This window comes from Streptomyces sp. NPDC051180, assembly GCF_040689545.1.
GTDB lineage: Bacteria > Actinomycetota > Actinomycetes > Streptomycetales > Streptomycetaceae > Streptomyces.
In genome coordinates this window covers 21,366-48,217 of sequence record NZ_JBFBBC010000017.1, presented here as the reverse complement: position 1 = coordinate 48,217, position 26,852 = coordinate 21,366, and the positions used below count along the sequence as shown (strand labels likewise).

General features: G+C 74.1%; 21 protein-coding genes and 1 riboswitch. Of the genes, 8 read left to right on the top strand and 13 right to left on the bottom strand.

Going from position 1 to position 26,852, the window contains the following annotated elements; genetic code table 11:
- Nucleotides 1–41 precede the first annotated feature (41 nt).
- On the top strand, nt 42–1,106 hold the full coding sequence (locus tag AB0424_RS26225) for a LacI family DNA-binding transcriptional regulator (RefSeq protein WP_366308995.1): 1,065 nt from the start codon (nt 42–44) through the stop codon (nt 1,104–1,106).
- A 7-nt stretch (nt 1,107–1,113) separates the two neighbouring features.
- Here the strand turns inward: AB0424_RS26225 and AB0424_RS26220 are convergent, their stop codons facing one another.
- Nucleotides 1,114–2,748: an amidohydrolase gene (locus AB0424_RS26220; RefSeq protein ID WP_366308994.1), complete on the bottom strand. Its 1,635-nt coding sequence runs from the start codon at nt 2,746–2,748 to the stop codon at nt 1,114–1,116.
- A gap of 170 nt (nt 2,749–2,918) precedes the next feature.
- Between AB0424_RS26220 and AB0424_RS26215 the strand changes: the two genes are divergently transcribed.
- Nucleotides 2,919–3,629 carry a TetR/AcrR family transcriptional regulator gene (locus tag AB0424_RS26215; protein ID WP_366308993.1) on the top strand — a complete coding sequence of 237 codons (711 nt, stop codon included), beginning with the start codon at nt 2,919–2,921 and terminating at the stop codon, nt 3,627–3,629.
- 115 nt (nt 3,630–3,744) lie between these two features.
- Here the strand turns inward: AB0424_RS26215 and AB0424_RS26210 are convergent, their stop codons facing one another.
- A complete protein-coding gene (locus AB0424_RS26210) occupies nt 3,745–5,412 on the bottom strand; it encodes an IclR family transcriptional regulator C-terminal domain-containing protein (RefSeq protein ID WP_366308992.1) in 1,668 nt (555 codons plus the stop codon).
- A gap of 466 nt (nt 5,413–5,878) precedes the next feature.
- On the opposite strand from AB0424_RS26210, the gene AB0424_RS26205 reads away from it, so the two are divergent.
- From AB0424_RS26205 to AB0424_RS26190, 4 genes are all read left to right on the top strand, one after another.
- Nucleotides 5,879–7,270 carry an FAD-dependent oxidoreductase gene (locus AB0424_RS26205; RefSeq protein ID WP_366308991.1) on the top strand — a complete coding sequence of 464 codons (1,392 nt, stop codon included), beginning with the start codon at nt 5,879–5,881 and terminating at the stop codon, nt 7,268–7,270.
- 324 nt (nt 7,271–7,594) lie between these two features.
- The gene (locus tag AB0424_RS26200) at nt 7,595–9,013 is read left to right on the top strand and encodes a polysaccharide lyase 6 family protein (protein WP_366308990.1); all 1,419 of its coding nucleotides are present in this window, start codon (nt 7,595–7,597) and stop codon (nt 9,011–9,013) included.
- Nucleotides 9,014–9,175: 162 nt separating this feature from the next.
- The gene (locus AB0424_RS26195; RefSeq protein WP_366308989.1) at nt 9,176–10,126 is read left to right on the top strand and encodes a LysR family transcriptional regulator; all 951 of its coding nucleotides are present in this window, start codon (nt 9,176–9,178) and stop codon (nt 10,124–10,126) included.
- 70 nt (nt 10,127–10,196) lie between these two features.
- Complete coding sequence (locus AB0424_RS26190; RefSeq protein ID WP_366308988.1) at nt 10,197–11,570, top strand: carbohydrate-binding protein; 1,374 nt, start codon at nt 10,197–10,199, stop codon at nt 11,568–11,570.
- 80 nt (nt 11,571–11,650) lie between these two features.
- On the opposite strand, the gene AB0424_RS26185 is transcribed toward AB0424_RS26190, so the two are convergent.
- The 4 genes from AB0424_RS26185 to AB0424_RS26170 form a co-directional block, all read right to left on the bottom strand.
- A complete protein-coding gene (locus AB0424_RS26185) occupies nt 11,651–13,054 on the bottom strand; it encodes a GH1 family beta-glucosidase (RefSeq protein WP_366308987.1) in 1,404 nt (467 codons plus the stop codon).
- Nucleotides 13,055–13,112: 58 nt separating this feature from the next.
- A complete protein-coding gene (locus tag AB0424_RS26180; protein WP_366308986.1) occupies nt 13,113–14,051 on the bottom strand; it encodes a carbohydrate ABC transporter permease in 939 nt (312 codons plus the stop codon).
- Nucleotides 14,048–14,905, bottom strand: a complete 858-nt coding sequence (locus AB0424_RS26175; RefSeq protein ID WP_366309074.1) for a sugar ABC transporter permease — start codon at nt 14,903–14,905, stop codon at nt 14,048–14,050. The genes AB0424_RS26180 and AB0424_RS26175 overlap by 4 nt, the downstream gene beginning before the upstream one ends.
- 190 nt (nt 14,906–15,095) lie before the next feature.
- A complete protein-coding gene (locus tag AB0424_RS26170; RefSeq protein ID WP_366308985.1) occupies nt 15,096–16,397 on the bottom strand; it encodes an extracellular solute-binding protein in 1,302 nt (433 codons plus the stop codon).
- A 245-nt stretch (nt 16,398–16,642) separates the two neighbouring features.
- Here AB0424_RS26170 and AB0424_RS26165 point away from each other — a divergent pair, with 245 nt between their 5' ends.
- A complete protein-coding gene (locus tag AB0424_RS26165) occupies nt 16,643–19,429 on the top strand; it encodes a glycosyl hydrolase (protein ID WP_366308984.1) in 2,787 nt (928 codons plus the stop codon).
- 75 nt (nt 19,430–19,504) lie between these two features.
- Here AB0424_RS26165 and AB0424_RS26160 read toward each other — a convergent pair whose 3' ends face one another.
- The 3 genes from AB0424_RS26160 to AB0424_RS26150 all read right to left on the bottom strand — a co-directional run bounded on the left by AB0424_RS26160 (nt 19,505) and on the right by AB0424_RS26150 (nt 21,799).
- Nucleotides 19,505–20,530, bottom strand: a complete 1,026-nt coding sequence (locus AB0424_RS26160; protein ID WP_366308983.1) for a LacI family DNA-binding transcriptional regulator — start codon at nt 20,528–20,530, stop codon at nt 19,505–19,507.
- A 202-nt stretch (nt 20,531–20,732) separates the two neighbouring features.
- Entirely contained in the window at nt 20,733–21,557 is an 825-nt protein-coding gene (locus AB0424_RS26155; RefSeq protein ID WP_366308982.1) for a CbtA family protein, read from the bottom strand.
- A 14-nt stretch (nt 21,558–21,571) separates the two neighbouring features.
- Nucleotides 21,572–21,799, bottom strand: a complete 228-nt coding sequence (locus tag AB0424_RS26150; RefSeq protein ID WP_351900523.1) for a CbtB-domain containing protein — start codon at nt 21,797–21,799, stop codon at nt 21,572–21,574.
- Between the two features lie 59 nt (nt 21,800–21,858).
- Nucleotides 21,859–21,939: riboswitch (cobalamin riboswitch) on the bottom strand.
- A 113-nt stretch (nt 21,940–22,052) separates the two neighbouring features.
- Between AB0424_RS26150 and AB0424_RS26145 the strand changes: the two genes are divergently transcribed.
- A complete protein-coding gene (locus AB0424_RS26145) occupies nt 22,053–22,625 on the top strand; it encodes a histidine phosphatase family protein (protein ID WP_366308981.1) in 573 nt (190 codons plus the stop codon).
- 21 nt (nt 22,626–22,646) lie between these two features.
- On the opposite strand, the gene AB0424_RS26140 is transcribed toward AB0424_RS26145, so the two are convergent.
- The 4 genes from AB0424_RS26140 to AB0424_RS26125 all read right to left on the bottom strand — a co-directional run bounded on the left by AB0424_RS26140 (nt 22,647) and on the right by AB0424_RS26125 (nt 26,775).
- A complete protein-coding gene (locus AB0424_RS26140) occupies nt 22,647–23,759 on the bottom strand; it encodes an iron chelate uptake ABC transporter family permease subunit (RefSeq protein WP_366308980.1) in 1,113 nt (370 codons plus the stop codon).
- Nucleotides 23,756–24,724 carry an iron chelate uptake ABC transporter family permease subunit gene (locus AB0424_RS26135; RefSeq protein ID WP_366309073.1) on the bottom strand — a complete coding sequence of 323 codons (969 nt, stop codon included), beginning with the start codon at nt 24,722–24,724 and terminating at the stop codon, nt 23,756–23,758. The genes AB0424_RS26140 and AB0424_RS26135 overlap by 4 nt, the downstream gene beginning before the upstream one ends.
- 79 nt (nt 24,725–24,803) lie before the next feature.
- Nucleotides 24,804–25,856: an iron-siderophore ABC transporter substrate-binding protein gene (locus tag AB0424_RS26130; RefSeq protein ID WP_366308979.1), complete on the bottom strand. Its 1,053-nt coding sequence runs from the start codon at nt 25,854–25,856 to the stop codon at nt 24,804–24,806.
- A 181-nt stretch (nt 25,857–26,037) separates the two neighbouring features.
- A complete protein-coding gene (locus AB0424_RS26125) occupies nt 26,038–26,775 on the bottom strand; it encodes a hypothetical protein (RefSeq protein ID WP_366308978.1) in 738 nt (245 codons plus the stop codon).
- Between the last annotated feature and the right edge of the window lie 77 nt (nt 26,776–26,852).

Sequence of the window (26,852 nt, the reverse complement as noted above, 5' to 3'; positions counted from 1 at the left end):
GAACGGTTTTGCAATGGTCACGAGGGTGGCACCATCACCCCATGACCGATGATCCACGGCACGGCGGGCAGCACTCGGCGCCCGCCCCGCGCGTCCGTCTCGTCGACGTGGCGCGCGAGGCGGGCCTGTCCAAGACGACCGTCTCGGCGGCGCTCAACGGCACCGGCAGGCTCTCACCCGAGGTACGGGAGAAGGCCCGCGAGACCGCGCGCAGAATGGGCTACCGGCCCAACGCCACCGCGCGCCATCTGCGCGCGGGACGGGCCCGGCTGATCGGATACGTGGTGGGCGGCCTCCCCGACGCGCTCTGGACCTATCTGGAGTCGCCCTACTTCGCCCGGCTGACCGGTGCCACCGCCGCGACCTCGCTCCACCGCGGCTACGCCGTGGTGCTGCTGCCGGCCGGCACCCTGCAGAGCGAGTGGGCCGACCTGCCGCTCGACGCGGTGGTCGTCGCCGACCCGGTGGCCGGGGACCCCGTCATCGAGGACCTCCTCGCCGCCGGGATCCCCGTCTTCAGCGACCGCTCCGTGGAGGGGCGGCCCGGGGCCTCCTGGGTGGACGTCGACGCCGAGGGGGCCGTCCGTGAAGCCCTGGACCACCTGCGGGAACAGGGGGCGCGGAGGCCCGTGCTCGTGGTGCCGGACGTCGCCACCCGCTTCCACGTCGGGGTCGAGACCGCGCACCGGGCCTGGTGCGCCGCCCACGGCCGGCCCGAGCTGACCGTGCGCGTCACGGAGGCCGGGAACGGGCCGGTGGTCCAGGCGATCGAGACCGCCCTCGCCGTACCGGAGGGGGCCGACCGGCCGGACGCCCTGCTCGTCGTCGCCGAGGCGAGTCCTTCCCTGGTCCTGGCCGCGGCGCACCGGCACGGCTACGCGGTCCCCGACGACCTGCTCGTCGTCCTGGTCAGCGAGGACACCACGGCCCCGTACACCGATCCGCCGGTGACCACCCTCAGCCTGCGGCCCGAGGCGGTCGCGGAGGCCGGCGTCGAGCACCTCGTCGCGGTCCTCGAACACGGCCGCAGGGAACCCGCGGGGACGCTCGTGGCGACGCGACTCGACGTCCGGGCCTCCTCCGTACGCTCCGGGCGGGGCGAGTAGCGGCACGTCAGCGCGCGTACACGAGTGCGCCGCCCACGTACGTCCGCTCCACCCGCGCCGCGGCGATCTCCTCCGGCGGGCCGGTGAGGATGTCGCGGTCCAGCACCACGAGGTCGGCGAGGTGGCCGGGGCGCAGGCTGCCGGTGTCGTCGAGCCGGTTCACGTGCGCGGTGCCCGCGGTGTAGGCGGCCAGCGCGGTGGTGAGGTCGAGGCGCTGCTCGGCGTAGAAGACGCGGTCGTCGGCTGCCTCCGGGTCCCGGCGGTTGACGGCGACGTGGATGCCCTCGATCGGGTTCGGGCTGCTGACCGGCCAGTCGCTGCCGGCGGCGAGCGTGGCGCCGGCGCGCACCAGATCGCCGAACGGGTACTGCCAGGCGGCCCGTTCGGGACCCAGGAAGGGGATCGTCAGCTCGTCCATCTGCGGCTCGTGGGCGGCCCAGAGCGGCTGGATGTTGGCGATCGCGCCGAGCCGGGCGAAGCGGGGCAGGTCCTCCGGGTGCACGACCTGGAGGTGGGCGAGGTGGTGGCGGTTGCCGCGGTGCCCGTTGGCCGCCACCGCCGCCTCCAGGGCGTCCAGGGCCTCGCGGACGGCGCGGTCGCCCAGGGCGTGGAAGTGGACCTGGAAGTCCAGGGCGTCGAGCGCGGTCACGTACCCGCGCAGCGCCTCGGGGTCGACGAAGCTCAGTCCGCTGTTGGCGGTGGCGCAGCCGCAGCCGTCCAGGTACGGGGTGGTCATGGCGGCGGTGAAGTTCTCCGCGATGCCGTCCTGCATGATCTTGATCGAGCCGGCGCGGAAGCGGCCGGCGTCCAGCTTCTCGCGCCGCGCCACCAGTTCGGGGATCTGCTCGGCGCCCCGCTCCCGGTCCCACCACAGGGCGCCGGTCACCCGGGCGGTCAGCGAGCCGTCGAGGGCGGCCGCCAGGTACGCCTCGGACGGGTCGGCCATGCCGCCGAACGAACCGAGCAGCGCGTCCTGCCAGGCGGTGATGCCGAGCGAGTGCAGCAGCTTCTGGGCCCGCAGCAGACCGGCGAGCCGCTCCTCGGGCGTGGCCTCCGGCACCAGCCTGCCGACCAGACCGATCGCGCCCTCCTGGAGGGTGCCGCTCGGAGTGCCGTCCGCCTCGCGTTCGATCCTGCCGTCGGCCGGATCGGGGGTGTCGGCGGTGAGTCCGGCGAGCTCCAGCGCCCGCGAGTTGGCCCAGGCGCCGTGGTGGTCCCGGTTGGACAGCAGCACCGGCCGGTCGGCGACGACGGAGTCGAGCAGCTGCCGGGTCGGCATGCCGCCGTCGAAGCTCTCCATGGACCAGCCGCCGCCGGTGATCCACGCCTTGTCCGGGTGGGCCTCCGCGTACGCGCGGATCCGCTCCAGGTACTCCGCGACGCCGACCGTGCCGGTCAGATCGCACTCGGCCAGCTCCTTGCCGCCGCCGACGGCGTGGATGTGGGCGTCCTGGAAGCCCGGCAGCAGCAGCTTGCCCGTCAGGTCGACGACCTCGGTGCCGGGGCCGATGAGATCCCGCACCTCGTCGTGGCCGACGGCCGCGATCCGCTCGCCGACGACGGCGAGCGAGGTCGCCCGGGTGCGGGCCGGATCCGCCGTGAAGACGGGACCGCGGGTGAAGACCAGATCGGCCGTGGTCATGTGCGCTCCAGAGCATGGGGTGACGTGTGGTGGGGGCCATGGAAGCGGGCGGGCCGTTCACAGGTCAATGGCGTTGACGTAAGCCTCCGGCCGTCCTCGGCACGAAGGGCACGGCGGATGCCCGGCCGGAGCCGTTTACACGTCAACCGTGTTGACGTAATCTTCCGGCCATGTCCGAACGCGTCGTCCCCGAAGGCAGCAGGCAGCGACGCCGCCCCACCAAGCAGGGCGCCGTCCTCTCGGAACGTCTCATCGTCGACACCGCCCTGCGCCTCATCGCGCAGCACGGCGCGGAGGCCCTCTCGGTGCGCAGGCTGGGCGCCGCGCTCGGCGCCGACCCCACCGCCCTCTACCGCTACTTCCGCAACACCGACGCCCTCCTCCTGGCTGTCGCCGACGAGATGATCGGCCGCGCGCAGGAGGGCTGGACGGCGACCGGCGACTGGCGGACCGACCTGCGCGCGATGGGCCGGCGCATCAACTCCTGCTACCGGAACAATCCGCAGGCGGCGGCCCTCGCGGCCCACCGCACCACCGGCCGCCCCCACGAGACCCGGGCCGTCGAGCGGATCCTGGGCATCCTCCGGTCCGCCGGCTTCCCCGACGACCTCGCCGTCCGGATCTACCACGCCTTCGTCGACCAGGCCCTCGCGTTCGCCGCCCAGGACGCCGCCGCGGCCGCCCTGCCGCCCGCCGCCCGGGAGAAGGACGAGGAGGTCTGGCACGCGGTGTACGGCCGGCTGTCGCCCGACACCCACCCGAACATCGCCGCCACCTTCCCCCTCCTTGCGGCGGACATGAGCGACAGCGGCTACCCCTTCGCCCTGGAGCTGATGCTCGCCGCCGTGGAGGCCCTGCGCCCGGCGGACGCCGGGGACTGAACGGCGGGCGTACGGGGCGGAGGGACGCGCGGGGGCGGGAGACGGCGGACGCGTCGGACGGTGTCGCCCCTCGCGCGGCCGGGCCCGGTGGTCCGCCCCGTCACCCCGACGGGCGTCAGCCGGTCGCCACCCGGGAGAAGCGTCCCACCGCGGCGAGGTCGGCGCTGATCAGCGCGGCCGTCTCCCGCAGCGGCGGCAGCAGCGCCGCGAGACTCTCCTCCGGCGTCGCCCGGCTCGCGTGCAGGGCCACGTTGACCGCGGCGACCGTCCGGCCCGTGGCGTCGGTGACGGCGACCGCGAGGGAGCGCAGCCCCTCCTCCAGCTCCTGTTCCACCCACCCGTAGCCGCGCGCCGCCGTGGCGGCCACGGCCTCGTCGAGCCCCTCGGGGGTGGTGAGGGTGCGCGGGGTCAGCGCCTCGGGGGTGATCCGGCCGAGCCGCTCGGCGCGCTCCGGTCCGGTCAGGGCCCCGAGCAGGACGCGGCCCATGGAGGTCGCGTACGCCGGGAGGCGGGTGCCGACCGTGATGTCGATGTGCATGACGCGGGTGCCGGCGACCCGGGCGACGTAGCGGATGTCGTCCCCGTCGAGCACGGCGACGGACGCGGACTCCTGCACGCGCGGCACGAGGGCGACGAGGTGCGGGGTCGCGATCTCCGGCAGGCTGAGCCCGGAGAGCCGTGCGTAGCCGAGTTCCAGGACGCGCGGGAGCAGCACGAAGCCGCCGGACTCCTCTCGTACGTACCCCAGATGGCGCAGGGTGATCAGCGACCGGCGGGCGGTCGCGCGCGGCAGACCGGTGAGGCGGGCGAGTACGGAGAGCCGGGCGGGACCCCGTACGGAGTCGAAGGCGCGCAGCACGTCGAGGCCGCGGGCGAGGGACTGCAGGAAGCCCGACCCGAGCTCCTCCTTGAGCGCGCCTCCCCGGCCGGGCGCAGGCCCCGGGGGCGCCGGGGCGGCCGGCGGCGAGGCGAGCGCCGCCTCCATGGCGGCGACCGTACGGCGCAGCGGCGGCACGGCCAGCTCCGTCAGGGAGCGGGCGCTGTGCCGACTGGTGCGGCCGACGACGCCGACCGCGCAGACGACCGCGCCGTCGGGTCCGCGGACGGGCAGGGCGACGGAGAGCAGTCCGGCTTCGATGAGCTGGTCGTCCACGGCCACCCCGCTCGCGCGGGCCCGCCGTACCCGGTCGAGGAAGTCGGCCTCCACGGCGGCGGGGTCGTGGTGGACCGGCCGGGGAGGCACGGACGGGAAGCCGGTGTCCCGGGGGTCCCGCGTCCGCCGTTCCCGCCACCGCTCGTGGTCGGCCTCGTCCCAGCCGCCGGCGAACAGGGCGCCGTGCGCGCACCGTTCGGCCGGCAGCAGGTCACCGGCCCGGAAGGAGACCGCCATCGCTCGGGGTCGGGCGGCCTGGGCGAGGAAACGGACCCCGTCGCCGTCCGGGACGGCCAGGGACACCGGTTCGTCCAGGGCCTCGGCGAGGGCGTCGGCGTGCGGTCCGAGGAGGGCCGGCAGTCCGCAGGAGGCGAGATAGGCGTTGCCGAGCGCCGCCGCTCCCGGGGCGAGGAGCAGGTCGCGGCCCTCGGACCTGAGCATGCCGAGGCGCACGAGCGTCGTCGCCACCCGGTCGACGGTGGAGCGGGCGAGGCCCGTCGTCCGGACCAGGTCGCCCGGACGGTGGCGGACCTCGGGACCCGCGGCCATCGCCCGCAGCACGGAGAGCCCGCGCTCCAGCGGCCCGACGAGTGCGTCGGGTGCCGCCGTGGCCTCGCTGGACTGCGGCATCGTCCGGACTCCTCGGGGCGGTGGGGGCGGCTCGGGCGCGGGGTGCGGGGTGCGGGCTGTGCGGGCTGTGCGGGCTGTGCGGGCTGTGCGGGAGAACCGTACCCGCGGCGTCGCCGCGGCGGAGCGACGAGGGGGCGTGGCCGTGCGGATCCCGGAGCCGGCGCGCACGGGGGAGGGGAGGCGGACCTCGTCGGAGCCGCGGCCGACGGCCCTCGCCGTGCCCTCGCCCCGGAGCGGCACGGCCCTCGCCGTGCCCTCGCCCCGGAGCGGCTCGCTTCATGGAGGGAGGGGCCGGCGACACCGGGCGTACGGCGCCGAAGCGGGCCGGACCCGCGCCCGGGCCCTGCGACGCACCTTCGCGAGGGTTTACGTCAACACCATTGACCTTGCTCCGGGCGGCGGAGTCTCATGGGCGGCACTTCGGAGACCCCCTCGCCCGGGCGTCTCCGCGACCCGAAGGAACCCCATGGATCACCTCACCGCGCTCCGCGACGTCGAGCACACCCCGTTCTGGCTCGACGACCCCGACCGGCCGCGGCCCGCCCCCGCCCTCGTCGGCGGCACCACCTGCGACCTGCTCGTGGTGGGCGGCGGGTACACCGGCCTGTGGACCGCGCTCCTGGCGAAGGAGCGCGACCCCTCCGCCGACGTGGTGCTCGTCGAGGCGGACGAGGTCGGCGGCGCCGCGTCCGGGCGCAACGGCGGCTTCTGCGAGTCCAGCCTGACCCACGGCCTGGCGAACGGCGTCCACCGCTGGCCCGAGGAGATCGGTCTGCTCGAACGCCTCGGCCGCGAGAACCTCCAGGGCATCGAGGACGCCGTCGGGCGGTACGGCATCGACTGCGACTGGCAGCGCACCGGCTCCCTCGTCGTCGCCACCGAGCGCTACCAGCTCGACGGCCTCGCGGAGGAGGCCGAGGCCGCCGCCCGGTACGGCGGCAGGCCCCTGCTCCTCGACGCCGACGCCGTCCGGGCGGAGATCGACTCCCCGACCTTCCTCGGCGGCGTGTGGAACCGCGACGACGTCGCCATGGTCAACCCGGCCCGGCTCGCCTGGGGCCTCAAGCGGGCCTGCCTCGGCCTCGGCGTCCGCATCCACGAGCACACCCCCGCGACCTCGCTCGACGAGCGCGGCGCCGTGATGTCCGTCGGCACCCCCTACGGGCGGATCACCGCCCGGCACGTCGCGCTCGCCACCAACGCGTACCCGTCCCTGCTCCGGCGCCACCGCCCGTACACCGTCCCCGTGTACGACTACGCCCTCATGACCGAGCCCCTGACGGCGGAGCAGCTCGCCTCGGTCGGCTGGACGCGCCGCCAGGGGTTCGCCGACTGCGCCAACCAGTTCCACTACGTGCGGCTCTCCGCCGACGACCGCATCCTGTGGGGCGGCTACGACGCGATCCACCACGGCGGTCCGGTCCGCTCCGAACACGACCGCAGGCCCGAGACGTACGCGACGCTCGCCCGGCACTTCTTCACGACGTTCCCGCAGCTCGAAGGGGTGCGGTTCAGCCACGCCTGGGGCGGGGCCATCGACACGAGCACCCGCTTCTGCGTCTTCTTCGACACGAGCCACCGCGGCAAGGTCGCCTACGCCGCCGGCTTCACCGGCCTCGGCGTCGGCGCCACCCGCTTCGGCGCCGACGTCATGCTCGACCTGCTCGCGGGCACCGCCACCGAGCGGACCGGGCTGGAGCTCGTCCGCCGCAAGCCGCTGCCCTTCCCGCCCGAGCCGGTCCGCTCGATCGGCATCGACATCACCCGGTGGTCCATGGCCCGCGCCGACCGCGACGAGGGCCGCCGCAACCTCTGGCTGCGCGCCCTCGACCGCTTCGGCCTCGGCTTCGACAGCTGATCACGCCGGGGGAGGGGCCGGCCGCCGACCGGCCACCCGCGGGCGTTAGCGGAACGTCAGTGGGACGTGAGCGGGGCACGGCAGAGTGACGCGGGTCGCCGGTCTCGTGGCGGCCGCAGTGCGAGCAGGTGCCGTCGTGGGGGCGGGACCGGCCGGCACGCGCGGCCACCTCCGCGGGGGCGGCATCCGAAGAGCGGCCCTGACCGGGCCCGGATCCGGGGCGGGCCGAGGGGGCCCCACCCGGACGCAGGCCGGTCGGGGCCGTGGTCGGAGTCCTGCGACAGGGCCCGTACCGACTCACCCCCGACCTCCAGGAGGCATCCCATGCGACGGCGTACGTTCCTCAGGGGCTCGCTGCTCGGCGCGGCGGCGGCGGCCGTTCCGCTGGACACCCTGCTCGCCGGTGGCGCGGCCGCCGCGGCGCCCGCACCGGTCACCTCGCTGAGCGCGCTGCAGAGCGCGATCGACCGGGCCGTGCCCGGCGACCGGATCGTCCTCGCCGACGGGACGTACACCGTCCCCTCGGGCGGAGCCATCGACCTGTCGGGGCGCAGCGGCCTCACGATCGTCTCGCAGAGCCGGGGCGGCGCCGTCCTGCGCGGCCCGCGCAGCTTCGTCCTCGACGGCGCGAGCGCCGTCACGGTCAGCGGCTTCTCGCTGCGGCAGAGCGGCACCCTCACGATCCCGGCCGACAGCACGGGCATCCGGCTGACCCGCAACGACATCCAGTTCGCCGACGTCGACGGGCTCGACTGGGTCCTCGTCGAGGGGGACGACGCCAAGATCGACCGCAACCGCTTCCACGACCGGACCACCCAGGGCATCTTCCTCGTGGTCGACGGCCCCGGCACGACCGAGATCGCCCAGCGCCTCCACGTCTTCCGCAACCACTTCGCCCGGCACGGCTACACCGGGGACAACGGCGGCGAGGCGATCCGGCTCGGCGTCAGCAGCCGGGCGCTGTCCGGCGCGCACGCGATCGTGGAGTACAACCTGTTCGAGCACTGCGACGGCGACCCCGAGGCGATCTCGGTGAAGTCCTCCGACAACACCGTCCGGTACAACACCCTCCGGGACAGCCAGGGCGGCATCGTGCTGCGCCACGGCAACCGCACCACCGTCGAGGGCAACCACCTCCTCGGCGGCAAGGAGGGCGTCCGGCTCTACGGCAACGACCACCTCGTGGTGAACAACCACCTCGCCGGCCTGACGGGCCGCGCGCTCGTCGTCGGCAGCGGCACCACCCGCGACCACACCCCGGGCGAGACCACCGAGGAGCGGCGCGGCAACGACGCCTGCGACCGCGCCGTCATCGTGCACAACACCCTCAGGGGCAACAAGAGCACGCTCTCCGGCGAGACCCGCGCGTACGAGCCGCGCGATGTCGTCGTCGCCGACAACCTCCTCGTCGGGGACACCGGCAGCCTGGTCGCCATGGGGGCCACCACCGGCTTCACCTGGCAGGGCAACATCCTCTGGGGCGCCGCCTCCGACGGCACGATCCCCGCCGCCGGCCGCACCCGCGTCGACCCCCGCCTCCGGCAGGACGCCGACGGTGTGTTCCGTCTCGCCGCCGACAGTCCCGCGATCGACGCCGCGACCTACGCCGGCGTCACCGTCCCCGACGACATCGACGGCCACGTCCGCGGCGCCCTCCGCGACGTCGGCGCGGACGAGTACGCGACCTCCGCCCCGCTCCGCCGCCCCCTCACCCCGGCGGACGTCGGCCCCGACGCCACCTGACCGCGGAGGGACCGTCCCCCCGCCCCGGACCGCCGCCACGCGGGCCGGGGCGCCCGGCGGGGCGGACCGCGGGGCGGGGCGGGGCGGACCGCGGGGCGGGGCGGGCCGCCACCCCGGGTCGCTGGTCTGGACCTCTCGTGCATCGGACGTCAAGCTCTCGGTATGGACTTGGAGTTGAGGCACCTCAAGACGATCCGGGCCATCGCGGACGCGGGGAGCCTCACGCGCGCCGCCACCGCGCTGGGCCTCGCGCAGCCCGCGCTCAGCGCCCAGCTGAAACGGATCGAACGGGCCCTGGGCGGGACGCTGTTCGTGCGGAGCAGGGACGGGGTGCGGGCCACCGCGCTCGGCGACCTCGTCGTGGAGCGCGCCCGCGTCGTGCTCCCCGCCGTCTGCGAACTCCAGGAGGAGGCCGTGCGGTTCGCGCGCGAGGGCGCGGAGGGGTACCGGCTCGGCGGCACCCACGGACCGCTCCTCGGCGGCCTCGTCGACCGCATCGCCCGCGCCGACCCGGGAGCGCGGGTCACCACCCACACCTCCTGGTCCGAGCGCGAGATCGCCTGCGGGGTGGCCGCCGGACGGCTCGACTTCGCCCTCGTCGGCGTCTGCGGCGAGAGCGGCCCGCCCGAGGCGGGCCGGCTGGCGTGGACGGAGGTCGCCCGCGACCCGGTCTACGTGATGCTCTCCGCAGACCACCCGCTGGCCCCCCGCGACGACGTCTCCCTCGCCGAACTCGCCTCGGCGGCATGGACCGACGTCCCCGGCGACGGCTGCTTCGGCGACTGCTTCGCGGCCGCGTGCGTCCGCGCCGGCTTCACCCCGGCCCGGGTGTACGAGACGGACACCGCGTCCTGCGTCCACCTGGTGCAGGTCGGCCGCGCCGTCGGCCTCTGCCGGGCCACCTTCCCCGCGACGCCCGGCATCGTCACCCGCCCCCTCGCCGGCGCCCCGCTGGTCTGGCGGCACCTCCTGGGCTGGCACCCCGAGGCCCGCGCCGCCGCCCGCGCCCCCGCCGTCCTCGCCCATGTCCGCGCCGCCCACACCGAGGCCCTGGCCCGGAGCGCGGGCCGCACCCCGGCGGCCGGCCATAACGCGAGGGCAGGGGCCGACTGACCGCTGCCGCCCGCCCGTCGGAGCTCCTAGGTTCTCAGGAAATCCCCCACCGAGAACCGAGGAGACACCCATGCTCCGACGACACGCCCGCGCGGCGTGTACCGCGCTGGCCGCCGCCGGGCTGGCGCTGGCCGGCCTCCAGGCCGGTGCGGCCACCGCCGCCCCGCAGGCGCACGACACGGCGGCGGCACCGGCCGCCGGCAGCGCCGCACGGACCCTCGGCGTCGCCGCCGCGCCGCCCGAACTCCTCCGGGCCATGGGCCGCGACCTGGGCCTCACCCGCGCGCAGGCCCTGAGCAGACTCGCCCACGAGGCCGAGGCGGGCGCCACCGCCGCGCGGCTGCGCCAGGACCTGGGCCCGGCGTTCGCCGGAGCCTGGGTGGACGGCGCCGAGGCCGGGACCCTGACCGTGGCCACCACCCGGGCCGCCGACGCGGCCGCGATACGGGCCGCCGGTGCCACCGCCCGCCTCGTCCCGCACGGCCTCACCGCCCTGGAACGCGCCAAGGAGCGCCTCGACCGGGCGGCGACCGCCGAGGCGCCCGTGCGCTACGTCGACGTGCGCGCCAACGTCCTGGTCGTCGAGGAGACGAAGGCGGGAGCCGGAGCGCGGCTCGTCCGCGCCACCGGGGTCCCGAGCGGTCTCGTGCGCGTCGTCCGCACCACCGAGGCCCCGCGCCCGCTGTACGACATCCGGGGCGGCGACGCCTACTACATGGGCGGCGGCGGCCGTTGCTCGGTCGGCTTCGCCGTGACCCGCGGCACCACCCAGGGATTCGCCACCGCCGGCCACTGCGGCCGCGCGGGCACGACCACCAGCGGCTACAACCAGGTCGCGATGGGAAGCTTCCAGGGGTCCGTCTTCCCCGGCAACGACATGGCCTGGGTCGCGGCCAACTCGAGCTGGACCGCCACCCCGTACGTCAAGGGCGCGAGCGGCAACGTCCAGGTGACCGGCTCGGTGCTCCAGCCCGTCGGCTCCTCCGTGTGCCGCTCCGGCTCCACCACGGGCTGGCACTGCGGGACCGTGCAGCAGCACAACACCAGCGTCACCTACCCCGAGGGCACCATCACCGGTGTGACCCGGACGACCGTCTGCGCCGAACCCGGCGACTCCGGCGGCTCGTACATCTCCGGCAGCCAGGCCCAGGGCGTCACCTCGGGTGGCTCCGGGACCTGCTCCAGCGGCGGCACCACCTTCTTCCAGCCGCTGAACCCCCTGCTCCAGACCTACGGCCTGACGCTGCGGACCACCGGGAGCGACCCGGGTCCGGGCCCCGGCCCCGGCGAGCCCCAGCCCGGCGGCACCTGGGCGGCGGGCAAGGTCTACGCGGCCGGGGACGTCGTCACCTACGGCGGAGGCGCCTACCGCTGCCTCCAGGGCCACCAGGCCCAGCCCGGCTGGGAGCCGCCCAACGTCCCGGCGCTCTGGCAGCGCACGTGACGCCGCACCGTCCCTGACCGGGGGTGCCGCCGACCCGAGGGGGGTCGGCGGCACCCCCTTGCCTTCCCCGGCCCGCGCCCTCAGGACTCGGCGAGGCCGCCGCGCGCGATCACCTCCGCGTACCAGCGGGCGCTGTCCTTCAGGGTCCGGCGCTGGGTGGCGAAGTCCACGTGGACGATGCCGAACCGCTTGCTGTAGCCGTACGCCCACTCGAAGTTGTCCAGCAGCGACCAGAGGAAGTAGCCCCGCACGTCCGCCCCGTCCGCCAGCGCGCGGTGGACGGCCGCCAGGTGCCCGTGGAGGTACGCCACCCGCTCGGGGTCCTTCACCCGGCCCGAGGGGTCGGCGTAGTCGTCGTACGCCGCGCCGTTCTCGGTGATCACCAGCGGCACGCCGGGCAGTTCGTCCCGGAGCCGGACCAGGAGTTCGTACAGCCCGTTCGCGTCCACCGGCCAGTCCATCGCCGTCCGCGGTCCGGGGGCCGGCTCGAAGCGCACGTGCCGTTCGGCGCCGCCCCACGGGGCGGGGGAATCGGAGGTGCCGGCCGCGACGACCGAGGGGGAGTAGTAGTTGATGCCGAGCGAGTCGATCGGCGCGGCCGCCGTCTCCAGGTCGCCGTCGAGGACGAAGGACCAGTCGGTGACCGACGCGGTGTCGCGGACCAGGTCCTCCGGGAGCCGGCCGTGGAAGACCGGGTCGAGGAAGATCCGGTTGCCGACGGCGTCGATCCGGCGGGCGGCGTCCACGTCCCCGGGCGCCTGCGACAGGGCGCGGACGGCATGGAGGTTGAGGGTCAGCGACACCTCGGCGGACCCGGGCAGCGCGCCCCGGAGGGTGCGCGCCGCGAGCCCGTGGGCCAGGTTGAGGTGGTGCGCGGCGCGCAGCGCGGCCACGTCGCTGGTACGGCCCGGGGCGTGCACCCCGTTGCCGTAGCCGAGGAACGCCGCGCACCAGGGCTCGTTGAGCGTGGTCCAGGTCGCCACCCGGTCGCCGAGGGCGTCCGCCATGAGCCCCGCGTACTCGGCGAAGCGGTACGCGGTCTCCCGCTGCGGCCAGCCCCCCGCGTCCTCCAGCTCCTGCGGCAGGTCCCAGTGGTAGAGGGTCGCCACCGGGCGGATCCCGGCCTCCAGGAGGGAGTCGGCGAGCCGCCGGTAGAAGTCGAGGCCCTTGCGCACGGCCGGCCCGCGGCCGGTCGGCTGGACGCGGGGCCAGGCGATCGAGAAGCGGTAGTCGGTCACCCCGAGCCGCCGCATCAGGGCGATGTCCTCGTCGACCCGGTGGTAGTGGTCGGCGGCGATGTCGCCGGTGTCGCCGTTGCGGACCTTGCCCGGGGTGCGGCTGAAGGTGTCCCAGATGGACGGAGTGCGGCCGTCCTCGGTCGCCGCGCCCTCGATCTGGTAGGCGGCGGTGGCGGTGCCCCAGCGGAAGCCCTCGGGGAAGCGGAGCGCGGTCGCGGTGTCGGTGTGGGTGTCGAGTGCGGTCATGGGACGGGAACTCCCTGGAGTGAGACGTCTGGAGGCAGGGGGGAAGGCGAGGGATCGATCAGCCCTTGACGGCGCCCTGCATGATGCCGCCGACGATCTGGCGGCCGAGCAGGCCGAAGACCAGCAGGACGGGCAGCGTGCCGAGCAGGGTGCCCGCCATGATCACGGACTGGTCGTGGACGTAGCCGCCGCCGAGCTGGCGCAGGGCGACCTGGACGGTGGGCTCGGAGGAGCTCAGGGCGATGACCGGCCAGAAGAAGTCGTTCCACGCCGCCATGAAGGTCAGCAGGCCGAGGACCGCCATGCCGGGCCGGGCGATCGGCACCACGATGGACCAGAAGATCCTGGCGGTCGACGCCCCGTCGACCCGCGCCGCCTCGATCAGCTCGTCGGGCAGCGCCTGCACGAGGAACTGCCGCATGAAGAACACCCCGAACGCGGACACCAGACCCGGCAGGATCACCGCCTGGAGCTGGTTCACCCAGCCCAGCTCGGCGATCAGCATGAAGAGCGGGATGACGCCCAGCTGCGGCGGGATCATCATCGTGCCGACGGTGACCGCCAGCAGCGCACCCCGGCCGCGGAAGCGCAGCTTGGCGAAGGCGAAACCGGCGAGGGTGCAGCACAGCACCGTGCCGACGGTGATCGAGCCGGAGACGAGGAGCGAGTTCAGCAGGGCCTTGCCGATGTCCGCCTCTTCGAGGACCGCCTCGAAGTTCTTCATCAGGTTCGGGCCCGGCAGCAGGGTCGGCGGGATGCGGGCCAGATCGGCGTTGGAGCGGCTCGCGGCGACGATCGTCCAGTAGAACGGGAAGGCGGAGACCAGCACGGCGACGATCAGGATCGCGTACGCGACCGGACCTGCGTGCAGGGTCCGTCCGGCCCGGGAGGCGCCGCGCCGGGGCCGGCCGGTGCGCCCGGCGTCCCGGCGCCCGGGCGGCGCCGCGGCGGGGGCGTGCGGTGCCGGGGTCGTCGAGGGGGCGATCGGCGCGGTCATCGGCCGGCCTCCTTGCGGGAACGGTGGCGCGCGATCAGGGCGTTGGCCCCGACGAGCACCACGATGAGCAGGAACATCACCCAGGCGATGGCGGCGGCCCGTCCGAGGTGGAAGAAGCCCCAGCCCTGCTCGTACATGTAGAGCCCGAGCGTCTGGTACTGGTGCGAGATGCCGCCCGACATCTGGCCTTCGAGCAGCAGCGGCTCGCCGAAGAGCTGGGTCGCGCCGATGGTGGAGACGATGACGGTGAAGAGGATCGTGGGGCGCAGGCCGGGCAGGGTGACGTGGAAGAACTGCCGCCACCGCGAGGCCCCGTCCATCGCGGCGGCCTCGTACAGCTCGTGCGGGATGGACTGCATGCCGGCCAGGTAGATCAGGGCGTTGTAGCCGGTCCACCGCCAGATGACGATGCTGGACACGGCGACCTGCGAGGCGAACGTGTCGTTCTGCCAGTCGACGGGGCTGATGCCGACCGTCCCCAGCGCGTAGTTGACGAGACCGAAGTCGCTGCCGAAGAGCTGGGCGAAGACCAGCGTGGCGGCGGCGACCGAGGTGGCGTACGGCAGGAGGATCGCCGTGCGCAGGAAGGTGCGGCCGCGCAGCCGGTAGTTCAGCAGGTGGGCGAGGCCGAGCGCCGTCACCAGCTGGGGCACGGTGGACAGCACGCCGATGGTGAAGGTGTTGCGCAGCGCGAGCCAGAAGTACTCGTCGCCGAGGAGGGCGGTGTAGTTGCCGAGTCCGCGCCACTCCATGTCGCCGGGGGTCTGGAGCTCCACCCGGTACAGCGAGACGAACGCCGTGTAGATCAGCGGGAAGAGTCCGAAGGCGGCGAACAGGGTGAAGAACGGGGCCAGGTAGGCGTACGGCGAGAACGTCTGCCACGCCCGCCGGGCGGTCTCGCCCCGCCGGGGCGGGGCGACCGGCCCGGGCGGGGCCGGTGCCTGGGATGCGGTGAGGGTCACGGGGCGGCCCTTCGGGGAGGGGACGGTGCGGTCGAGGTGGGGCGGGGGCCGGCCGACGGTGCGGGTCGGCCGGCCGACCGGGTCAGCCGATGGTGTTCTCGACGCCCTTCTTCGCGTTCGACCACGCCTTCTCCGGCGAGGTGCCCTTGCGCTCGACCTCGCTCAGGGCATTGGTGATCTGCTGGGCGATGTTCTGGTCGTGCACGCCGAGGACCTGGACGGGCGCCGCCTTCGCCGCGTCGCCGAAGATCCGGCCGATGGGGGCGTCGGAGAAGAACGGGTCCTTGGCGTCGGCGACCTTCGCGATCGCGCCGGTGGCGGAGGGGAAGTTGCCCTGCTTCTCGAAGAGGCGGGTCTGCTGCTCGGGCGCGGTGAGCCACTTGATCAGCTCGTACGCCTCCTTCTTGTGCTCGGCCGCCTTCGGCACGGCGAGGTAGGAGCCGCCCCAGTTGCCGGCGCCGCCCGGGAGCGCGGCGACGTCCCACTTGCCCTTGTTCGCCTCACCGGCCTGGCCCTTGATGTAGCCGAGCATCCAGGCGGGGCAGGGGATGGTCGCGAAGGAGCCGGCGGAGAACGCCTGGTTCCACTGCGGGGACCACTGGTCGAGCTTGGCGCTCAGGCCGCCCTGGGCCGCCTGCACGGAGTGGTCCCAGGCGGCGCGGAGTGCGGGGTTGTCCTCCCAGATCAGCTTGCCGGAGGCGTCGTAGTAGCGCTCCTTCTCCTGGCCGATCATGATCGAGTAGAGGCTGCCGACGCTGTCGATCCAGGCACTCCGGCCGGGTGCCTTGGCCTTGTACTGCTTGCCGAGGTCCAGGTAGCCGTCCCAGGTGGACCACTTCTTGGCGAGTTCCTCGCGGTCGGTGGGGAGCCCGGCCTGCTTGAAGAGGTCGGTCCGGTAGCACATCGCCTCGGGGCCGACGTCGGTGCCGAGGCCGAGGACCTCGCCGCCCTTGCCGGTGGCGGCGGCCCACTTGGCCGGGGCGAACTGGTCCTTGAGCGAGTCGGCGCCGTAGGTGCGGAGGTCGGCGAAGCGGTCGGCCTGCTGCTGGGTGACGGAGGCGATCCGGCCCACCTCGATGCCCTGGACGTCGGCGAGCCCGCCGCCGCCGGCGAGGCGGGTCTGGAGGGACTTCCAGTAGTCGGCCTCGTCCTCGGTGTCGGTCTGCTTGACGGTGATGCCGGGGTGGAGCTTCTCGTACTCGGCGTACAGGCCGGCCTCCTTGTATCCGAAGGAGCCGAACAGGTCCACGGTGATCGTGACCTTGCCTCCCGCGCCGTCCGACGCGTCGTCCGTCGCGCCTCCGCAGGCGGTGAGCAGTGCCCCGGTGAGTGCGACCGCCCCCAGGCGGACGGCGGTTCTCTTGGCGGCTCGGGCGATGGGCATGGGAAGCCTCCCTTGGCTTCGGAACGAGCGAGAGCGTCTGAGAGCGCTCTCAAGCCTGCGGAGGGAGCGTGCCTGTGGAGCGGCTCATCCGTCAAGGCTCGAAGGCGTAACGGACGGGATGAGCCGTCAACTCCGGTCTGTGTTCAATCTCTTGACACACTCGTTTCCAGGGTTTTACGTTTCCGGCCATCTGAGAGCGCTCTCAGCAACTCACCGCGACTCCGCGACGACATGAGGTGCCGTTCATGCCAGCCCCCCGCACACGGCCGGCCGCAGCGCTGGTCCTGGTCTCCGCCCTCGCCGGCCTGGGACTCGGCCCCGCCGCCGCTCCCGCGGCCGCCGCCACCGTCCCCACCGGTGCCGGAAGCTACTCCGACACCCGCCCCGCCGGAACGTCCGGCCCCACCACCAACACCGGCGCGCCGGTCACCCCCAAGGTCACCGCCGCGGCCCAGGGCAAGCCGGTCCCCACCAACGACTGGTGGTCCTCCCTCGCCTTCCAGCGCTACGGCGACAACCCGTACTCCACGCCCATGTACGGCCACCCGCTCACCTACCAGGCCGTCGCCGGCGGCCTGGAGGTCGGCTACCCGACCAGCCCCGCCGTCGTCGGCGACGGGCGCCAGTACGAGTTCGCCCACAAGCGCGACCTCACCCTGGGCCTCACCGGCCTCAACTCGCCCGACACCAAGGCGGACGCCTGGTCCGACTGGACCGTCACCCCCTACTGGTCCGACGGCACGCGCACCCTGCGCACCACCATCGGCCACGGCCTTCCCTTCGTGTACGCCAAGGGCACCGGCGGCGACGCCCGGATCACCACCGCCGAGACGCCCGCCGTCTTCGCCGACCAGGGCAACGTCCTCGGCATCACCGTCGCGGGCCACCACTACGCCCTGTTCGCGCCCACCGGCACCGACTGGAACGTCTCCGGCACCACCGTCACCGCCGGCCTCGGCGGCAAGGACTACTTCTCCGTCGCCGTCCTGCCCTCCACCGACGCCCTCGCCACCTACCGGAAGTACGCCTACAGCTTCGTCACCGGATCGACGGTGAACTGGAGCTACGACGCGGGCACCGTCCGCGCCACCTACAGCCTCACCACCGAGGCCAAGGAGGGCACCGAACGCGGCACCCTCCAGGCCCTCTACCGCCACCAGTGGCTGCACACCACGGACCCGCTCACCCCCTACACCTACGTGTCCCCCCGCGGCACCATGAAGGTCCGCGAGGCCGCGTCCTTCACCACCACCCAGCGCGCCGCGGCCACCCTGCCCGCCCTCCCCGGGGGCACCGGCGCGGACACCGCACGGCTGCGCGGCTACCTCAACGAGGTCGCCAACGCCTCCGACCCCTTCTCCGGAGCGGTCGACACCTACTGGACCGGCAAGGCCCTCGGCAAGCTCGCCCAGCTCGTCCCGCTCGCCGACCAGATCGGCGAGGGCGCGATCCGCGACAAGCTCCTCGGCCTGATGAAGGGCCGCCTCCAGGAGTGGTTCACCGCCGGCGGCGCCGCCGAGTTCTCCTACGACGGGAGCTGGAAGACCCTCACCGGTTACCCCGCCTCCTACGGCAGCGACACCGAACTCAACGACCACCACTTCCACTACGGGTACTACGTCTACGCCGCCGCGATCGTCGCCCAGTACGACCCCGCCTGGGCCGCCGACTCCGCCTGGGGCGCCATGGTCAAGACCCTGGTCCGCGACACGGCCAACCCCAGCCGCACCGACGGCGCCTTCCCCTTCCTGCGCGGCTTCGACGTCTACGCCGGACACAGCTGGGCCAGCGGCCACCAGGGCTTCGCCGCCGGCAACAACCAGGAGTCCTCCTCGGAGTCGACCAACCTCAGCGCCGCGCTCGTCCTCTGGGGCTCGGCCACCGGCGACACCTCGCTGCGCGACCTCGGCACCTACCTGCTCACCACCGAGGGCGAGGCCATCGCCCAGTACTGGTTCGACGCCGACCAGCAGGTCTTCCCCGCCTCCTTCCAGCACGACACCGCCGGCATGGTCTGGGGCAGCGGCGCCGCCTACTCCACCTGGTGGACCGCCAACCCCGAGGAGATCCACGGCATCAACGTCCTCCCCGTCACCGGCGGCTCCCTGCACCTGGGCGGCCACAAGGAGGCCGTCCGGCGCAACATCGCCGAGATGGAGCGGGAGAACGGCGGCCCCGCCGTCGAATGGCGCGACATCCTCTGGGAGTTCCAGTCCTTCGCCGACCCCGCCGCCGCCAAGGCCAAGTGGGACGCCGGCAACGCCGGATACACCCCCGAGGCGGGCGAGTCCAGGGCCCACACCTACCACTGGCTCACGGCCCTCGACACCCTCGGCGCACCCGACGCCTCCGTCAGCGGAAACCTCCCCACCTCCGCCGTCTTCCTGAAGGGCACCACCCGGACCTACGTCGCCCACAACCACGGCGCCACGGCCCGCACGGTCACCTTCTCCGACGGCAAGACGCTCACCGTCCCCGCCCGCTCCACCGCCGCCGGCACCGGCACCGGCGGCGGCACCGATCCCGATCCCGACCCCGACCCCGAGCCGTCCACCGGCAACACCTTCCAGCTCCGCACCGGCGGGACGCTCACCACGGCCGCCGGCGCCACCGCCGGCAGCGACACCATCGCCTCGGCCGGCGGCGCCAACCACGACGGCACCCCGAACCGCCCCCTCGTCTACGAGGCCAGGAACGTCAACGGCACCCTCCGGGCCGGCGGCTCCACCGCCTTCCGCCTCCAGCTCGACGCCGGCACCGCCGTCGGCCTCGGCCAGCAGGCCCGGATCAGCTACGACCTCACCGGCGACGGCACCTTCGACAGGACGGAGACCTACCAGTACTTCGCGACCGACCCGGTGACCGGCTGGGAGGAGTACGCCCAGTCCCGCGGCCTGCGGTCCGCCACCGGCACCCTCGGAGACCTGCGCGGCGGAACCGTCCGCCTGGAGGTCTGGAGCGCCATCGGCAACGCCGACTCGCGCCTCCAGACCGGGACCGACCGCTCCGTGGTCGTCATCCCCTTCGACTGATCCGAGCGTCCCCCGCGACGGCGGCGGGCCCGGGGGCGACCCCCGGGCCCGCCGCCCCGTGCACGGCCCGCCGCCTCAGGCGGAGTCGCGGCGGACCAGCGACGTCGGGGTGATGACGGAGCCGGGGACCTCCGGGCCCGTCCCGTCCAGCAGCCGCATCAGCAGCTTCACCATCAGCCGGCCCATGCCCTCGATGTCCTGGTGCACCGTGGTGAGGGCCGGCTCCGTCCTGCGGACCACCGAGTCCATGTCGTCGAAGCCGACCACCGCCACGTCCTGCGGTACCCGTACGCCCCGCTCCCGCAGCGTCCGCAGCGCCCCCGAGGCCATCAGGTCGTTCGCGACGAACACCCCGTCCACGTCCGGCCGCCGGTCGAGCAGCTCCGCCATCGCCCGGGCCCCGGACCGCTCCGTGAAGTCGCCCTGGCACAGCAGCCCCGGGTCGGCGTCGATGAGGACGTCCCGGTAGCCGTGGATCCGGTCGAGCGCGGACGTCTGGTCGGGCGGCCCCGAGATGTGGGCGATGTTCCGCCGGCCCAGGTCCACCAGATGGCGCACCGCCTCCCGGGCGCCGCCGCGGTTGTCGCAGTCGACGAACGGGACGGTGGGCGCGGTGCCGGGGGCCGGACGGCCGCCGAAGACCACCGGGACCCGGGCCCGGTCGATCACCGCGGGCAGTGCGTCGTCGCTGTGCAGCGAGAACGCCAGTGCGCCGTCGACGTGCCCACCGCCGAGGTAGCGGGCGATCCGGTCGTGGTCGCCCGGTCCCTCGACCCACAGCAGCACCAACTGGGCGTCGTGCGCCGTCAGCTCGCGGCTGATGCCGCGTACCTGCTGCTCGAAGAACGGGTCGGAGAAGATCCGGAACTCGGGCTCCGCGATGATCACCGCCACCGCGCCGTTGCGCCGCGTCACCAGCGTGCGCGCCGCGTGGTTGGGCACGTAGCCGAGCTCCTCGACCGCCCGGCGCACCTTCTCGACGAGCGGAGTGCGCACGCCCGCACCCCCGTTGACGACCCGCGAGGCCGTGGCGCGGGACACGCCGGCGCGCGCGGCGACCGCCTCCAGCGTGGGGCGGGACCCGGTGGACTGCTCGGGCAAGGCGGGCGCTCCTTCGGCTGTGGCGGCGGGCGGACTGCGGTGCCCGGGTCCGGGACACCGTCCCGGGACCTGGGTCCCGCGCCCACCAGGATATCCGTCGCCCCCAGCGGCTGAGAGCGCTCCCAGAAGCCGGCCCGGACACGGCTCCGCCCCGCGCGCCGGAAGGGCGCGCGGGGCGGAGCCGTGTCGGCGTGGGACGGGGTCAGCCGGCGACCGGCTCGGCCACCCGGCCCGGGGCGTCCGCGGCCGCCCGCGGAGCGAGCGTCTTCTGCGCGAGGACGCCGAAGACCACCGCGAACACGGCCCACATCACGAGCTGGACGGCGAGCGAGGCGAGCCTGAACTCCCACAGCAGCGCGGCCGGGAAGCCCGGCTTCACCGCGTCGTCGTTGGCCGGCAGCACCGCGAAGGCGACGGCCGCCACGGCGATGAACCCGGCACCGGCGGCCAGGGTCGCGTTCCAGTTGCCCAGACGCGGCGCGAGCCGCCGCCCGACGATGACCGCGGCGACGCCGAGGAGCACGCTGAGCAGGATCATCAGGAAGAACAGCGTCGTGCGCTTGCCGATGGTGTCCGGATTGCCGACGGCCGGAGGCGTCGCCGGGTACTTGAGGAACGGCACCAGGTAGACGGTCGTGAAGGCGGCCGCCCCGACGAGGGCCGCGGTCGCCCGGGGGCTGAACCGGCCCACGCGTCCCAGCGCGAAGGAGAACGCGAGGGCGGCGATGCCGCCCAGCGCCACCCCGTACACCAGGACACCGGTGGCCAGGCCGAAGGTCGACTGGACGGAGCGGCTGACCCCCTCCTCTTCCTCGGCGGCGTCCTCGGTGACGGCCGTGCCGCCGTGACCGGCGTGCGCTCCGGCGGCGGCCGGGGCCTCGTGGGCGGCCTGGGCCTCCTCGACGGCGATGGCGCCGTCGACGGGGGGCTCACCGACCACGTAGGCCACGGTGAAGGCGAAGAGACCGGCGATCAGGCCCGCGAGCATGCCGCGGACCAGCAGGGCTCTGACAGTGGAGGCGTGCATGTGCGGAACGCCTCTCAGTGGCAGGGGAAGCCGAGGAGGTGGCGCCCGTCGTGCACCCACTCGTGCACGTCGGAGCCCGCGAACAGCGAGGTGGCACCCTGCTCGGCGCCGACGAAGTACAGCGCGATCAGGGCGAGAAGACCCACGAAGAAGGCCCAGGGAAGAACGGCCCGGACGGGCAGCGGAGCCGGTACGGCCACGGAAGGGGCGGATGCGGCAGCGGAGACGACAGCCTCGGCCATGATGAAACCTCCTGCGGGAACTCGCGTCCCAGACGGTGGTGCAGGACGACGGTCCACGGGTCTGACTCACCGCGGCGTCGTCCTCAGGAGACCCCGCGGCATACAGTGGCGCGACCGTGCCGGGTTCCCACCGGACTTCCGTCTCGCCGTCGTCACGCTGTTCAGATGTCGCCTGACCGTACCGCGAGCAGGGGGTCCCGCCAAGGGCGTGAGTCCTGGATCACTCTGCGTACGCCCCCTGGAGAGGAACCCCATGACCGTCCGGCTGACGCTGGTCTCCCCGGCCGCGAGCGAGGCGCTGCGCGAGGTCCGTTTCGACGACGACACCCCCCTCGACCCGGCGGGCGTCGCCCGCGCCGAGGCCCTCGCCCCGGCCCTCGCCGCCTCCGCGACGGCCTGGACGTCGCCGTCGGCGCGTTGCCGCGCGACGGCGGAGGCCCTCGGCCTGCGCGCCGAGCCGCTGGACGAACTCGCCGGCTGCGCCATGGGACGGTGGCGCGGACGGACCCTCGCCGACGTCGCGGCCGCCGAGGAACCGGCGGTCGCCGTCTGGCTGTCGGACCCGTCGGCGGCGCCCCACGGGGGCGAGTCGCTCCGCGACCTGCGCGGGCGGGTCGGGGGCTGGCTCGACGCCCTCGCGTCCGCCTCGGGACCGCGCACGGCGGTCGTCGAGCCGGACGTCGTGCGCGCCGCCGTCCTCCACGCCCTGGGGGCGGGGGACACGGCGTCCTGGCGCCTCGACGTCCGGCCGCTGACCGCCGTCCACCTCACCGGCCGGGCCGGCCGGTGGAACGTGCGCATGGGCGAGCCGCTCCGGGTGGAGTGACCCCGGCGCGCCCCGCGGGGATCACATCGGGCGGTGCCACTCCCGGATCAGCAGGTAGCCGAGGTAGGCGCCGCCGACGGCCATCGTGTACAGCCCGACGGGCAGGTTGTCGAAGAGCGGCAGCTGCTGCGCGGTGAGGTCCGCGAGGACCAGGAGCAGGGCGCCGAGGAGGCTGGACATGACGAGGTGCGGACCGCCGCTGCGGGTCACGCGCTTGGCGATCTGGGGCGCCGTCAGGGAGATGAACGCGATGGGTCCGGCCACGCTGACCGCTCCCGCGGAGAGGACGATCGACAGGGCGACCGCCGCGGTGGTGGTACGGGCCGGGCGGGTGCCCAGACCGGTGGCCGTGTCGTCGCCCATCTCGCCGATGCTCAGGGGCCTGGCGAGCAGCGCCGCGAACGGCACCGCGGCGAGGAGCACGATCCAGATGACCGTCGCGTCGTCCCAGGAGCGGGCGGAGAGGCTGCCGTTGATGTACGCGGTGAGCGCGCTGGCCTTGTCGCGTTCCACGGCGTAGACCACGTACTGGGTCAGGGCCGTCGCCATCGCGGCGACGCCGATGCCGGCCACCACCAGCCGTCCGGGGCTGCGGAAGCCGGTCCCGGTGGCGAAGTAGACGAGCGCCATGGCGATCAGCGCGCCGAGCAGGGCGCCGACGGCGACCGGCATGGTGTCGGGCAGGAACAGCGCGGCGGCCGCCGCCCCGGCCCCGGCCCCGGCCCCGAGCCCGATCACGTCCGGGCTGCCCAGCGGGTTGCGGGTGACGGACTGGAACAGGGCTCCGGAGAGGCCGAAGGCGGCGCCGGTGGCGATGGCCACGACGAGCCGCGGGCCGCGGAGCCGGTTGAGGACGAACGCGTTCTTGCCGGTGGCCTCGCCCATGAGGGCCGACGGCAGGTCGGCGAGGTCGATGCCGAGCCGGCCCATCGACAGCGTCGCCGTGGCGGCGCCCACGAGCAGTAGCAGGCTCGCCACGGCGGCGATCAGCGAGGAGCGGCGCACGGGTACGGCGATCCAGGGGCCGACGCGCACCACGGTGCGGCGCGCGGGCCGGTCCTGACGCCGGGCCGCCGGCACGTCGCCGACGCCGGTGGTGGTGGTCGGGGTGTCGGTCGGGTCGGCGGTCTTCATGCCGCTCCCCTCATGCGGCGGACGGCGAAGAGCAGGGCCGGGGCTCCCACGAACGCGGTGACGACGCCGACCATGAGTTCCTGCGGGCGCAGGAGGACCCGTCCGACGACGTCCGCGAAGAGCAGGAGGGTGGGCCCCGCGAGGGAGGTGAAGAGGATCTGCAGCCGGAAGTCGGCGCCCACGAGCACCCGGACCAGGTGCGGGACGGCGAGTCCGACGAAGGCGATGGGACCGACGGCCGCCGTGGCGGCACCGGCCAGCAGGGTCGCGGCGAGCAGTCCGGCGCCCTTGACGCGCGCGGGGCTGATGCCGAGGGAGGCCGCCTTGTCGTCGCCCATCGCCATGGCGTTGAGCCCCGGCGCCAGGATCAGCGCGAGGAGGAAGCCCGCCCCGGCGAACGGCAGGACCGCCCACACGGCGTCGAACCCCCGTCCGCCGAGCGCGCCGACCACCCAGTAGCGGTAGGTGTCGAAGACCTGGGGCCGGGAGAGGGCGACGGCCTGGATGAAGGCGGAGAGGACGGCGGTGAGCACCGCGCCCGCCAGGACGAGGCGGACCGGTCCGCTGCCTCCGCCCGCGGTCCCGATCAGATGGACGACGACGCCGGTCGCGAGCGCGCCGGCCAGTGCCCACCAGATGGTCTCCCGCTGCCCGGAGGCGCCGAGGAACGCGGTGGCGGCCACGATGCTGGCGGACGCGCCCGCGTTGATGCCGAGCAGTCCGGGCTCGGCCAGCGGGTTGCGCGTGATGCCCTGCATCAGGGTGCCGGCGACGGCGAGGCAGAGACCGGCGAGCACGCCCAGGGCGGTGCGCGGGTAGCGGCTCTCGATGACGGTGCGGGTGTACGCGTCGCCGCCGCCGGTGAGGACGCGCAGGACGTCGCCGGCGGACGTCGGCTTGCTGCCGAACATCACGCTGGCCAGCAGCGCGAGGGCGAGCAGGACCAGGCAGAGGACGGCGGCCATGACATGCCGGGCAGGGCCCCGCCGTCGTGCGGCGGGGCCCTGGCCGATCCGGGAGAGAGTGGTCACGCTGGGACCGCTGTTACTTCCCGGCCTTGGCGACGGCCTTGTCGATCATCGGGAGGTAGCGCTCGATGCTGTACGGCACCGTCAGCGGGTTGATCATCGAGGAGGCGGTGACGAAGGGGGTGTCGTGGCTGTAGATCAGCGCGCCCTTCTTCACGGCCGGGATGGCCGCGTACAGCGGCTGCGCCTCGACGGCCTCGCGGGACTTCTCGTCCATGTAGAAGGTGAAGGCGATGTCGCTCTTCGCCAGCTTGTTGGCGTTCTCCAGGCCGATCAGGGCGGAGTCGGTGCCCTCGGTCTCGGGGAAGGTGTTGACGATCGGGTCGACCTTCAGGCCCAGCTTGGAGACCATCGCGACGCGCTGCTCCTCGGGCTTGAAGATGCCGAGGGTGCCGGGGCCGGTGTTGTAGATGTACGAGAACGTGACGTTCTTGTAGTTCGGGCGCGAGGCGGCCGCGTCGGCGAGCTGCTTGTCGATCTTCGACTCCAGCTCCTTGGCCTTCTCCGGCTGACCGAGCGCCTTGGCGATGATCTCGATCTGCTGGTCCCAGTTCGTGCTCCACGCCTTCTCGGGGTAGGCGACGGTGGGCGCGATGTCCTTGAGGATGTCGTACTGCTTCTGCGTCAGACCCGACCAGGGGGCGAGGATGACGTCCGGCTCCAGCTCGGTGATCGCCTCGATGTCGAGCTCCTCGCCGCCCTTGAACTGCTTGGGCAGGGTGGCGCCGGACTTCGTCACGGCCTCGTGGATCCACGGGAGGTAGCCGGACTTGTCGCTGCCCCAGGGGTACTCCTCGATGCCCACCGGGACGTTGCCGAGGGCGATGGCCGTCTCGGCCGAGCCCTGGCCGAGGGTCACCACGCGCTTCGGCTTCTCCTTGATGACCGCGTCACCGAGGGCGCTCTTGATGGTGACGGGGAAGGCGCCCGCCGGAGCCTTGGCCGCCGTGCCCGCCGCGTCGTCTTTCTTCTCGTCCGAACCGCACCCGGTCACCATGAGGCCGAGCGAGACCGCGGCGGCACCCGCCGCGAGGACGCGACGGCGAAGAGGGGTGAACACAGAAGGCATGGTGGATCCTTGTCTCCGGGCAGAGGTGCGTCGAGGCGCCGCCGCGGGACCCCGGGCAGGGGACAGGCGGGGCAGCGGCCATCGCGAGGCGTTGTTAGGTGAGCCTAACCTACCTCTTGGGGGTGTGGATCACCAGGGGCCGATCACCACGCCCCCGGACCCGCCACTCCCGCCACTCCCGTCAGTCCGCCGAAGCCGCGCCCCAGGCCGTCGACAGGCCGTCCAGCCAGGCGGGCGGCAGCTCGGCCGCGTCCCACTCCTCGTGCAGCGCCGGGGAGGCGGTGGCCAGCCGTTCGAGGACGGCGACGCAGGTGGGGGAGTGGACGAGGGAGTAGCGGCCGTGGATCGCGATCGGGCTGCCCGGCCCGTACTGCGCGAACAGCCGCTCCAGGCGCGCCCGGTGCGTCACCGCGAACTCGGCCAGCCGTCCCGCGTACCGCGAGCGCTGCCGCGAGCTCATCGTGGCGAGCACCGCCACGAGGACCTGGTCGGTGACCTCGGGGTCGAGGTCGGAGACCTCCGTGAACTCCAGGTGGAGCGCGGTCACCGCGACCTTGGTCCGGGCGACCTCCGTCCGCCCCACCGGCGGACGTTCGTCCGGGGAGTCGGCCGTCGGGTCGGAGGCGACGGCCCGGCGCAGGGCCCGCTCGGCGATGTCGCCGAGGGCGTCGGTGACGGTGCGGGTGCCGTCCAGCCATCCGGAGGCGTACGGTTCGCCCTTCTCCTCCGGGGCGCTCCACGCGGTCCCGCCCACCTCCTCGTACGCCAGGGCCACGGCGCCGGCCTCGACGAAGCCGATGAGCTCCTCCGCGTCGCCGGACCAGACCCCCGCGCGGGCGAGCAGCTGGAGGAGCGTCCGCTTGGCGTTGAGCACGCTGACCGCGTCCAGCTGCTGCCGTCCTTCTTCGGCGGTGGTCATGGGGTCCTCCTCGTCGTAGGGACGGCGCGGTGCGCGTACGCGGAACGCTCTGTTCGAGCCTACGCAACGCCCGCCCC

Excerpts from the sequence above, each read along its gene's own strand:
- AB0424_RS26225 (WP_366308995.1), top strand. The coding sequence starts at position 42 with ATGACCGATGATCCACGGCACGGCGGGCAGCACTCGGCGCCCGCCCCG.
- AB0424_RS26220 (WP_366308994.1), bottom strand. The coding sequence starts at position 2,748 with ATGACCACGGCCGATCTGGTCTTCACCCGCGGTCCCGTCTTCACGGCG.
- AB0424_RS26215 (WP_366308993.1), top strand. The coding sequence starts at position 2,919 with ATGTCCGAACGCGTCGTCCCCGAAGGCAGCAGGCAGCGACGCCGCCCC.
- AB0424_RS26210 (WP_366308992.1), bottom strand. The coding sequence starts at position 5,412 with ATGCCGCAGTCCAGCGAGGCCACGGCGGCACCCGACGCACTCGTCGGG.
- AB0424_RS26205 (WP_366308991.1), top strand. The coding sequence starts at position 5,879 with ATGGATCACCTCACCGCGCTCCGCGACGTCGAGCACACCCCGTTCTGG.
- AB0424_RS26200 (WP_366308990.1), top strand. The coding sequence starts at position 7,595 with ATGCGACGGCGTACGTTCCTCAGGGGCTCGCTGCTCGGCGCGGCGGCG.
- AB0424_RS26195 (WP_366308989.1), top strand. The coding sequence starts at position 9,176 with ATGGACTTGGAGTTGAGGCACCTCAAGACGATCCGGGCCATCGCGGAC.
- AB0424_RS26190 (WP_366308988.1), top strand. The coding sequence starts at position 10,197 with ATGCTCCGACGACACGCCCGCGCGGCGTGTACCGCGCTGGCCGCCGCC.
- AB0424_RS26185 (WP_366308987.1), bottom strand. The coding sequence starts at position 13,054 with ATGACCGCACTCGACACCCACACCGACACCGCGACCGCGCTCCGCTTC.
- AB0424_RS26180 (WP_366308986.1), bottom strand. The coding sequence starts at position 14,051 with ATGACCGCGCCGATCGCCCCCTCGACGACCCCGGCACCGCACGCCCCC.
- AB0424_RS26170 (WP_366308985.1), bottom strand. The coding sequence starts at position 16,397 with ATGCCCATCGCCCGAGCCGCCAAGAGAACCGCCGTCCGCCTGGGGGCG.
- AB0424_RS26165 (WP_366308984.1), top strand. The coding sequence starts at position 16,643 with ATGCCAGCCCCCCGCACACGGCCGGCCGCAGCGCTGGTCCTGGTCTCC.
- AB0424_RS26155 (WP_366308982.1), bottom strand. The coding sequence starts at position 21,557 with ATGCACGCCTCCACTGTCAGAGCCCTGCTGGTCCGCGGCATGCTCGCG.
- AB0424_RS26150 (WP_351900523.1), bottom strand. The coding sequence starts at position 21,799 with ATGGCCGAGGCTGTCGTCTCCGCTGCCGCATCCGCCCCTTCCGTGGCC.
- AB0424_RS26145 (WP_366308981.1), top strand. The coding sequence starts at position 22,053 with ATGACCGTCCGGCTGACGCTGGTCTCCCCGGCCGCGAGCGAGGCGCTG.
- AB0424_RS26140 (WP_366308980.1), bottom strand. The coding sequence starts at position 23,759 with ATGAAGACCGCCGACCCGACCGACACCCCGACCACCACCACCGGCGTC.
- AB0424_RS26135 (WP_366309073.1), bottom strand. The coding sequence starts at position 24,724 with ATGGCCGCCGTCCTCTGCCTGGTCCTGCTCGCCCTCGCGCTGCTGGCC.
- AB0424_RS26130 (WP_366308979.1), bottom strand. The coding sequence starts at position 25,856 with ATGCCTTCTGTGTTCACCCCTCTTCGCCGTCGCGTCCTCGCGGCGGGT.
- AB0424_RS26125 (WP_366308978.1), bottom strand. The coding sequence starts at position 26,775 with ATGACCACCGCCGAAGAAGGACGGCAGCAGCTGGACGCGGTCAGCGTG.